The organism is Pseudomonas brassicae (assembly GCF_010671725.1).
GTDB classification, from domain to species: Bacteria; Pseudomonadota; Gammaproteobacteria; order Pseudomonadales; family Pseudomonadaceae; genus Aquipseudomonas; species Aquipseudomonas brassicae.
On the sequence record NZ_JAAHBU010000306.1, the window covers coordinates 1 to 8,422 of the forward strand.

Annotated in this window: 10 protein-coding genes, 4 pseudogenes and 1 riboswitch; of the genes and pseudogenes, 4 read left to right on the forward strand and 10 right to left on the reverse strand. The window is 66.7% G+C overall.

All coding sequences use genetic code 11. The features are described from left to right. Positions 1–41 precede the first annotated feature (41 nt). Positions 42–156, reverse strand: a riboswitch (TPP riboswitch). 112 nt (positions 157–268) lie between these two features. The 10 genes and pseudogenes from ureG to G3436_RS19570 all read right to left on the reverse strand — a co-directional run bounded on the left by ureG (position 269) and on the right by G3436_RS19570 (position 6,369). Further along, the gene (gene ureG, locus G3436_RS19530; RefSeq protein WP_163948286.1) at positions 269–892 is read right to left on the reverse strand and encodes an urease accessory protein UreG; all 624 of its coding nucleotides are present in this window, start codon (positions 890–892) and stop codon (positions 269–271) included. A gap of 10 nt (positions 893–902) precedes the next feature. Continuing rightward, positions 903–1,577 carry an urease accessory protein UreF gene (locus G3436_RS19535; RefSeq protein ID WP_163948289.1) on the reverse strand — a complete coding sequence of 225 codons (675 nt, stop codon included), beginning with the start codon at positions 1,575–1,577 and terminating at the stop codon, positions 903–905. Further along, positions 1,577–2,122, reverse strand: a complete 546-nt coding sequence (locus G3436_RS19540) for a HupE/UreJ family protein (RefSeq protein WP_163948292.1) — start codon at positions 2,120–2,122, stop codon at positions 1,577–1,579. The genes G3436_RS19535 and G3436_RS19540 overlap by 1 nt, the downstream gene beginning before the upstream one ends. 21 nt (positions 2,123–2,143) lie before the next feature. Continuing rightward, complete coding sequence (gene ureE, locus G3436_RS19545) at positions 2,144–2,629, reverse strand: urease accessory protein UreE (protein ID WP_163948295.1); 486 nt, start codon at positions 2,627–2,629, stop codon at positions 2,144–2,146. A gap of 9 nt (positions 2,630–2,638) precedes the next feature. After that, entirely contained in the window at positions 2,639–2,770 is a 132-nt protein-coding gene (locus G3436_RS29030) for a hypothetical protein (RefSeq protein WP_420801230.1), read from the reverse strand. Further along, positions 2,752–4,340: pseudogene (gene ureC, locus G3436_RS19550) on the reverse strand (urease subunit alpha). The gene G3436_RS29030 and the pseudogene ureC overlap by 19 nt, the downstream one beginning before the upstream one ends. Continuing rightward, a complete protein-coding gene (locus G3436_RS19555) occupies positions 4,337–4,654 on the reverse strand; it encodes an urease subunit beta (protein WP_163948312.1) in 318 nt (105 codons plus the stop codon). The pseudogene ureC and the gene G3436_RS19555 overlap by 4 nt, the downstream one beginning before the upstream one ends. Before the next feature lie 18 nt (positions 4,655–4,672). Then, positions 4,673–4,975, reverse strand: coding sequence for an urease subunit gamma (locus G3436_RS19560; RefSeq protein ID WP_163948316.1), 303 nt, complete (start codon positions 4,973–4,975; stop codon positions 4,673–4,675). 11 nt (positions 4,976–4,986) lie between these two features. Beyond that, positions 4,987–5,820, reverse strand: a complete 834-nt coding sequence (locus G3436_RS19565) for an urease accessory protein UreD (protein ID WP_163948320.1) — start codon at positions 5,818–5,820, stop codon at positions 4,987–4,989. 150 nt (positions 5,821–5,970) lie between these two features. Then, positions 5,971–6,369, reverse strand: a complete 399-nt coding sequence (locus G3436_RS19570; protein WP_163948323.1) for a hypothetical protein — start codon at positions 6,367–6,369, stop codon at positions 5,971–5,973. A 69-nt stretch (positions 6,370–6,438) separates the two neighbouring features. On the opposite strand from G3436_RS19570, the gene alkB reads away from it, so the two are divergent. From alkB to G3436_RS19585, 4 genes and pseudogenes are all read left to right on the forward strand, one after another. Continuing rightward, entirely contained in the window at positions 6,439–7,104 is a 666-nt protein-coding gene (gene alkB / locus G3436_RS19575; protein WP_163948327.1) for a DNA oxidative demethylase AlkB, read from the forward strand. A 72-nt stretch (positions 7,105–7,176) separates the two neighbouring features. Continuing rightward, positions 7,177–7,398 (forward strand): annotated as a pseudogene (locus G3436_RS27865) (DNA polymerase ligase N-terminal domain-containing protein); the annotation flags it as partial. A gap of 3 nt (positions 7,399–7,401) precedes the next feature. Next, a pseudogene (gene ligD / locus G3436_RS19580) lies at positions 7,402–7,896 on the forward strand (non-homologous end-joining DNA ligase LigD); the annotation flags it as partial. A gap of 18 nt (positions 7,897–7,914) precedes the next feature. Beyond that, positions 7,915–8,422 (forward strand): annotated as a pseudogene (locus G3436_RS19585) (acyl-CoA dehydrogenase family protein); the annotation flags it as partial.

Consider the following 8,422-nt stretch of genomic DNA (forward strand, 5'->3'; position numbering starts at 1 on the left):
GGGCAGTCATGGAGCGGCCTCGCAGTGAGACCGGCAAAAAGGCAGGCGCTAGCTCCCATCCCTTCGCCGGCATGATCCGGATCAGGTTCAAAGGGTCACCGCGCTGCTTGCGCCTGCGGTTTCTCAGCCCTGTGCCGGGCTCCCCTTGGTGGGCACACTGTATACAGCCGCAAGGTCGATGTTGTCCAGCCTAGCCCTTTCGTGCAAGCCAGCGCACGGTGGGAGCTGGCTTGCCAGCGAAAGGGCCGATGGAGCCAACACAGGTTTTTCATGCCGCAGGTTTCAACATCCCCCGCTCGACGATGAAATCGATCACCGCACTCAGGCCCTGCCCGGTCTTGAGGTTGCTGAAGGTCCACGGCCGCTCCGGGCGCATGCGCCAGGTGTCTTTCTCCATCACCTCCAGCGACGCCCCGACATACGGCGCCAGGTCGATCTTGTTGATCACCAGAAAGTCCGACTTGGTGATCCCCGGCCCGCCCTTGCGCGGGATCTTCTCGCCTTCGGCCACGTCGATCACGTAGATCGTCAGGTCCGCCAGCTCCGGGCTGAAGGTGGCGCTCAGGTTGTCACCGCCGCTTTCAACGAAGATGACCTCCAGATTGCCAAATTTGCGCGCCAGCTCTTCCACCGCCGCCAGGTTCATCGAGGCATCCTCGCGGATCGCCGTGTGCGGGCAGCCACCGGTCTCCACGCCGACGATACGCTCAGGCTCCAGCGCCCCCGCCTCGGTCAGGATGCGCTGGTCTTCCTTGGTATAGATGTCGTTGGTGACCACGGCGATCTGGTAGTCGTCGCGCATGGCCTTGCACAGCGCTTCAAGCAGCGCGGTCTTGCCAGAGCCGACCGGGCCGCCGACACCGACGCGCAGGGGTTGCTGATAGCTTTGCATGGCAGTTTCCTCAAGATCGGAACAATCGGGTGTATTGGGTTTCATGCCGGGCCGAGGCAATCGCCAGCAATGGCAAGCCCCCACCCAGCGCGTCATCAGGTAGTTCAAGTGCGCGTTCAAGCACGCCAGGCAACTCGCCGCTCAGGTCGCGCAACAGGCTCTGGGCCGCTTGCTGGCCGAACGGCACCAGCTTGACCCCCGCCATCACCGCGCCCTCCAGCCAGGCAAAAGCATGCCCCAGGGCCAGCTGGCGCAGCGGAATCTCCCAGTGCGCCCCCAACCAGGCCATCCCGCCCAGCTGACTCAACTCGACACTGGCGCGCCACGCCGGGGCCTGGCACAGCTGCCAGCCATCGAGCATTCGCGCCAGCGCCTTGCCGCGCTGGCGTTCTTCAAGGCGCAGCTCGGCGGTTTCGCGATTGGCCAGCAGAAATTCGCTCCACCCCGCGAACGCCTCGGCATCGTCTTCGCGGCAGGCGCCGTACAACCGTTGCAGCAAAGGCCAGTCGAGGTGACCGAGGGTGTCGTGCAACTGCTCGCGCTGCCACGCTCGAAAACCCTCGGCGCCCTTCACCCAGCCCGCCTCGACCGCCCATTCCAGCCCCTGCGAATAGGTGAAGCCGCCCACCGGCAGGTTAGCGCTGGTCAGTTGCAGCAGGCGCAGCAGTTGCAGGTCGCTGCTCATCAGCCGGCCAGCACGAACGCAGCAGCGGCCAGCAGGCCACCGCCAAACGCCTTCTGCAAGCCGGCATGGCGACGCAGCAGGCAACCGCCAGCAAAGCCCGCCAGCAACAGCAAACCGCTGACCGCGACAAAGCCGGCGCTGAACACCCAGAACGCACCGGGGCTGGCTTCAACGCCATGGGCCCAGCCATGGAACAGCGCGAACACCGGCATGATCAGCGCCAGCAGCACCTGGCGACGCGGTAGCAGCAACGCCGCGGCAGCCACCAGCAACGAGCCGATGATCATGCTTTCCATGCCGATCACGCCACCGAACAGGTGGCCCAGCAAGGCACCGCCGAACATTGCGGCCAGCGTCGCCAGTGGCAAGGCCAGGCTGCGCCCGGTGAGCGCGGCGAGTACGCCGGTGCCCAGCAGCATCAACAGGTGGTCAAGGCCGGTCAGCGGGTGCAGCAGGCCGTCCTGCAATGGGTTGGCATCGTGGCCCGGGTGGGCGAACGCCGGTACGGCCAGCATCAGCAGTGCAAGGGCAAGGGTCTTTTTCATGGGTCAGGCTCCAGGTCGAATTCAGTGGGCGGGCGCAGGCACGCGGACAAACAGGTGATCGCTATGGGTGTGGCTGTGCGGTGCGCTCTGGTAGGCGCCCGCCTCCGGCTCGAACGGCGCCTGCTCCACAGTCACCTGCAGGCCGAAGCCGCGCACCATGTCGTCCAGCACGTGGTCGTGCTGGTAGCGCACCAATTCGCGCTCGATCTGCAGCGGCACATGCCGGTTGCCCAGGTGGTAGGCGGCCCGCGCCAGCAGCAACGGGTCGTCGCAGTGCACCGTCGAGACCTGCTCGGCGGCCGCCAGGATGCGCACCACCTCCACGCCCTGGGCATCGGCCAGCAGCTCGCCACCACGGATCAACTGGCCGCGCTCGAGCATCAGGCCGGCATCGCGACCATCGTCCAGGGTGATACGCACGCGGCTCTTGATGCGCGTGTCCAGGCTCAGGGTGGCCGTGGCGCTGATATGCCCGGCCTCGCCCAGGCGTTGCGTCAACACAATCATGCTCGCTCCTTAAAACAGAAAGTAACGCTGCGCCATCGGCAGGATGCTGGCCGGCTCGCACACCAGCAGCTCGCCGTCGGCGCGCACTTCGTAGGTTTGTGAGTCGACCTCGATGCTCGGCATCAGGCCGTTGTGCCGCATGTCGCCTTGCGCACCGTGCGACAGCCCCGCGCCACGCCGATCAGGCTGCGCAGGCCCAGCTCGTGGTGCACGCCACGGTCCATTGCCGCCTGGGACAGGAACGTCATGCGCGTGGCGTTGCGCGCCTGCCCAAGGGCGCCGAACATCGGCCGGTAGTGCACCGGCTGCGGCGTGGGGATCGAGCCGTTGATATCGCCCATCGGCGCCATCACGATCATCCCGCCCTTGAGCACCAGCGCCGGCTTGACCCCGAAAAAGGCCGGCGACCACAGCACCAGGTCAGCCAGCTTGCCGGCTTCCAGCGAGCCCACTTCATGGGCGATGCCATGGGTCAGCGCCGGGTTGATGGTGTACTTGGCGATGTAGCGCTTGACCCGGAAGTTGTCGCTGCGCGCGGTATCCGGCGCCAGTGGCCCACGGCGCAGTTTCATCTGGTGCGCGACCTGCCAGGTGCGCAGCACCACTTCGCCGACGCGGCCCATGGCCTGGGAGTCCGACGAGGTCATGGAGAAGGCGCCGATGTCGTGCAGGATGTCTTCGGCAGCGATGGTCTCGCGGCGGATGCGCGACTCCGCGAAGGCGACGTCTTCGGGGATGCTGGTGTCCAGGTGATGGCACACCATCAGCATGTCCAGGTGCTCGTCCACGGTATTGACGGTGTACGGCAGGGTCGGGTTGGTCGAGGATGGCAGCACATTGGCGTAACCGGCCGCGCGGATGATGTCCGGTGCATGCCCGCCGCCCGCGCTTCGGTATGGAAGGTATGGATGGTGCGATCGCCAATGGCGGCCAGCGTGTCCTCGATGCAACCGCTCTCGTTGAGGGTGTCGCTGTGCAGCGCCACCTGCACGTCCATTGCCTCGGCCACGCTCAGGCAGCAGTCGATCGCCGCCGGCGTCGAGCCCCAGTCTTCGTGCAACTTGAGCCCTACTGCGCCGGCGGCGATCTGCTCTCGCAGGGCCTCGGGCTGCGACGCGTTGCCCTTGCCCAGCAGGCCGATGTTGATCGGCAACTCGTCGGCGGCTTGCAGCATGCGCGCCAGGTACCAGGTGCCCGAGGTACAGGTGGTGGCGTTGGTGCCGGTGGCAGGCCCGGTGCCGCCACCGATAAAGGTGGTGATGCCCGACACCAGCGCTTCGTCGACCTGCTGCGGGCAGATGAAATGGATGTGCGAGTCGATGCCGCCGGCCGTGACAATCTTGCCTTCGGCGGCGATCACCTCGGTGCCCGGCCCCACCGGCAGGGTCACGCCGGGCTGCACATCGGGATTGCCAGCCTTGCCGATGCCGAAGATACGCCCGTGCTTGACCCCGATGTCGGCCTTGACGATACCCCAGTGATCGATGATCAGGGCGTTGGTCAGCACCAGGTCCATGGCCTCGGCGGCGAGCATCTGGCCCTGGCCCATACCGTCGCGGATCACCTTGCCACCGCCGAACTTGACCTCTTCGCCGTACAGCGTGAAGTCCTTTTCGACCTCCACCCACAGTTCGGTGTCGGCCAGGCGCACGCGGTCGCCCACGGTGGGGCCGAACATGTCGGCGTAGGTCCGACGCGAGATTCGGCTCATGCCAGGTTCTCCAGCTTGCCCATCACCCGGCCCTGGAAGCCATACACCTCGCGCTTGCCGGCGTAGGCCACCAGGCTCACGGTACGCGACTGGCCGGGCTCGAAACGCACGGCGGTGCCGGCGGCGATGTCCAGGCGAAAGCCGCGCGCAGCCGCGCGCTCGAACACCAGGAAGTTATTGACTTCATAGAAGTGGTAGTGCGAACCCACCTGGATCGGTCGATCGCCGTGGTTGGCCACGCTGACGCTGATCGTGGCGCGACCGGCATTGAGTTCGATGTCGCCGTCGGCGACGTGCAGTTCTCCGGGAATCATGGCGTTCTCCTGGCCGGGTCAGACGATCGGGTCGTGCACGGTGACCAGCTTGGTCCCGTCGGGAAAGGTGGCCTCCACCTGCACGTCATGGATCATTTCGCTTACGCCCTCCATCACCTGCTCGCGGCGCAGCACTTCGCGGCCCAGGCTCATCAACTCGGCGACCGTGCGCCCATCACGGGCGCCCTCCATCACGCTGGCGCTGATCAACGCCACCGCCTCCGGGTAGTTGAGCTTCAGGCCACGGGCCAGGCGGCGCTCGGCCAGCAGCGCGGCGGTGAACAGCAGCAGTTTGTCTTTCTCTCGCGGGGTCAGCTCCATGGTGCGTTCTCTCAAGTGGCCCAGATGCGCGGCGGGCATGGCGCCAGGCCGAGGATGGCCGGTCGCAGGGTGCGCCATATCCGCTGCAGGGTGGATTGCAGGCGTTGGTTGTCGTGGTCCAGCAGGCGGACCACCAGCAGTTGCCCGAGCAGGGTCGCCCCAGCGGGCACTGGCAGCTCGTTGATCAGTTCGCGCACCTGTTCGAGCAGGTGCTCGCTGGCCGGTGCGGCGCAGAAGGTGGCCAGCAGCGGGTAACCCGCCAGCTTGTCCAGGCGCCCGCCTTCGATGCGCAAGCGTTCGTGCAGGCCAAGCGCGTTGGGCAGGTCCACTTGCAGGCGGCTGTCGAGTGCGCCGTGGCTGAAGCTTTCACCCATTACCGGGCGCCCCAGGCACAGGGTTTCCCAGGCCAGCAGGCGCGCACCGGGGGCCAGGCTGAAGCGGCTGAGCAGCGACACCCGCGCACCGGGGAAGCAGATGCTGTCCTGCGGCAACCATTCCAGCGTGCTGCCTGCGGCCAGGTGAAAATGCTGGCGCAGGATCGAGGTCGGCCCGGCGCTGCGGTAGAACTTGGTGGCCCCCGGCATGGTCAGCAGGGCGTGGCTGCCGGGCTCCAGATGAATGTTCAGGGCCAGCCGGTCGCCCCCCACCACGCCGCCTGGCGGGTGCAGGATGTAGACGTGGCACGGCGCGCCTTCCGGGTAGAACGGGCGCTGCACCAAAAGCGGGCCGAAATGGCGACGCGCACCAATACGGGTCCGGTCTTCGCCGAACACGAACCGCAGGTTCAGTTCGGCGTTCCAGCCGCTATCGGCGAGCGGCGCGTCAATGGATTGAGCAAGCGTCATGCAGGGCGGCCTTGAGCAGTGGGACAGCGACACGGGGATGACCAGTGCCTGACCAATCGATCAGCTATCGGTGCTTCGGGACAATGCAGATTACGAGCCAATGTTGTGCATTGCTGCTACTGGCAGGTAGGAAACGCTCCGCAATGGTGACTACAGGCCAAACAGGTCGTGTGCGTCGAGCAGGCGGTAGGCGATCTCGGGGCGTTTTTCCAGGGCGCGACGGATAGCGGCCGGGATGGCTTGGCGGGTCTTGCGGCATAGCCCTGGCAGCGCCTCGATCTCGATGCGGATGCCGCGCATGGTGCGCACCTCGTTGGGGCCGGGGGCGATGTGCAGACGAATGCCCAGTTGTTCGAACAAGCGACGTTGCAGGTGTTCGAGGTCGGGCAGGCTTTGCAGGTTTTCCAGGCGTTCGAGCAGGCGGTGTTCTTCCTGACGCGTCAGGCGCAGGATGCGCAGGTCGGCGCCTGGGGTGTCGAGCAGGCGCTCGCGCTCGCAGATGCAAGCGCCAGGTGGGCAGGGTTGGCGCAGGGGTATGATGGGGTCCATGAGGCCCAAGCATAGACAGGTGCCCATTGGCCGGCAATGCAGGCGAAGGGCACACCGGAGACGCTGAACATGAAACAACCCGAACTGGACCTGTTCGACCCGCCCGCATCCGGCGCAGCCGAATGGATCGGCAAGCAGACCGTGGTGCTGCCTGGCTTTGCCCTACCCCATGTCGAGGCGTTGCTGCCGGCCCTGCGCACTGTCCTGCGGGCCGCCCCCTTTCGCAACCAGCTCACCCCCGGCGGACGCAACATCGAGGTGGCCATCAGCAACTGCGGCGCCCTGGGCTGGATCAGCGACCGCCACGGCTACCGCTACAGCCCCCTCGACCCGCTCACCGGCAAACCCTGGCCCGCCCTGCCCGCGCTGCTCGAACAGCTGGCCGACGCAGCGGCCAGCGCCGCCGGGTTCACCGGCTTCAGGCCTGACGCGTGCCTGATCAACCATTACCTGCCCGGCAACCGCCTGACCCTGCATCAGGACCGCAACGAACGCGACTTCTCGCAGCCCATTGTGTCGGTATCGCTCGGCCTGCCCGCCGTGTTCCTGTACGGCGGCCACACCCGCAGCGAACCCACGCGCAAAGTCGGCCTGCGCCACGGCGATGTGATGGTGTGGGGTGGCGAGGACCGACTGCGCTTTCACGGGGTCAACCCGCTCAAGGACGGCGAGCACCCTGTGCTCGGCGCACGCCGCATCAACCTGACCCTGCGCAAGGCCGGTCACGCCGATTGAACTCCCCCGCCTCGGCAGCTCTCCCACTTCATAGGACCCCGCTGATTCACCCAGCCCCTATGGAGCACGGCAATGGCCAGGCCACTGCAGGAATACCAACGCAAGCGCAATTTCGACGCCACCCCTGAGCCGGCCGGCCAGTCTCACCGCGGCCCCAAGGCGCAGGCCTTGCAGTGCTGTATCCAGCAACATGACGCCAGCCATCTGCACTACGATTTCCGACTGGAGCTTGATGGCACCCTCAAGAGCTGGGCGATTCCCAAGGGCGCGTCGCTGGCCCCCAAGATCCGCCGCCTGGCGCTGCCCTGGAAGGCCATGCTCGAAGCCACCCAGCTGACCCTGGCGCTGCTGGACGAACTGGGCCTGCAGGCATTTCTCAAGACCAGCGGCGGCAAGGGCATGCAGGTGGTGGTGCCGTTGACCCGGCGCGTGGAATGGGACGAGGTCAAGGCCTTCAGCCACGCCATCGTCAACCACATGGCCGGGCTGTTTCCGGAGCGGTTGTCGGCGCTATCGGGGCCAAAAAATCGCGTCGGGCGCCTCTTCATCGACTACCTGCGCAATGCCCGTGGCGCTACCACCGTGTGCGCCTATTCGCTGCGCGCCCGAGAAGGCTTGCCGGTGTCGGTACCGATCCGGCGTGAAGAACTGACCGAACTCAAGAGCGCCAACCAGTGGCCCCTGCACAACCTGGGCGCACGGCTGGCCGAGCCTGAAGACCCCTGGGCCAGCTACGACAAGACCCGCCAATCCATCACTGCCGCGCTGCGCAAGCGCATCGGCCTGACATGACGTCCAAGGAGTCCACCCATGAGCATCCTTCAGGCTTTCGACCGCAGCCGTCTCGACACGCTGTGCGCCAGTTCGCCGACCGCCCGCAGCCGCTTGACCTCGACCGCCAGCTGTTGACATTGATGCAGGCGTTGCACGCCGCCGGGCTGGACCGCCTGCCCCTGCCGGGCCAGGGCCAGACCCTGCAACGCTGGCAGACCCTGGCACGCGTGGCCGGCGCCGACCTTTCGCTGGCCAAGCTCTACGAAGGCCATACCGACGCCCTGGCGATACTCGCCGAGTGCGCCTGTGCCCCTCTGGCCGGCGATGGCATCTGGGGCGTCTGGGCCGCCGAGCCGCCCAGCGCACGGGTGCGCATCGTCGCCCGCGACAACCAGCGGGTGTTCCTGCAGGGCCGCAAGGCGTGGTGCTCCGGCGCGTTGCAGATCGACTGCGGGCTGCTGACCGCCTGGGACGAAGACGACCAGCCACAGCTGGTCGCCCTGGACCTGGCCGAGGCCGGCCTGCAGCGGGTGGCCGATGGCTG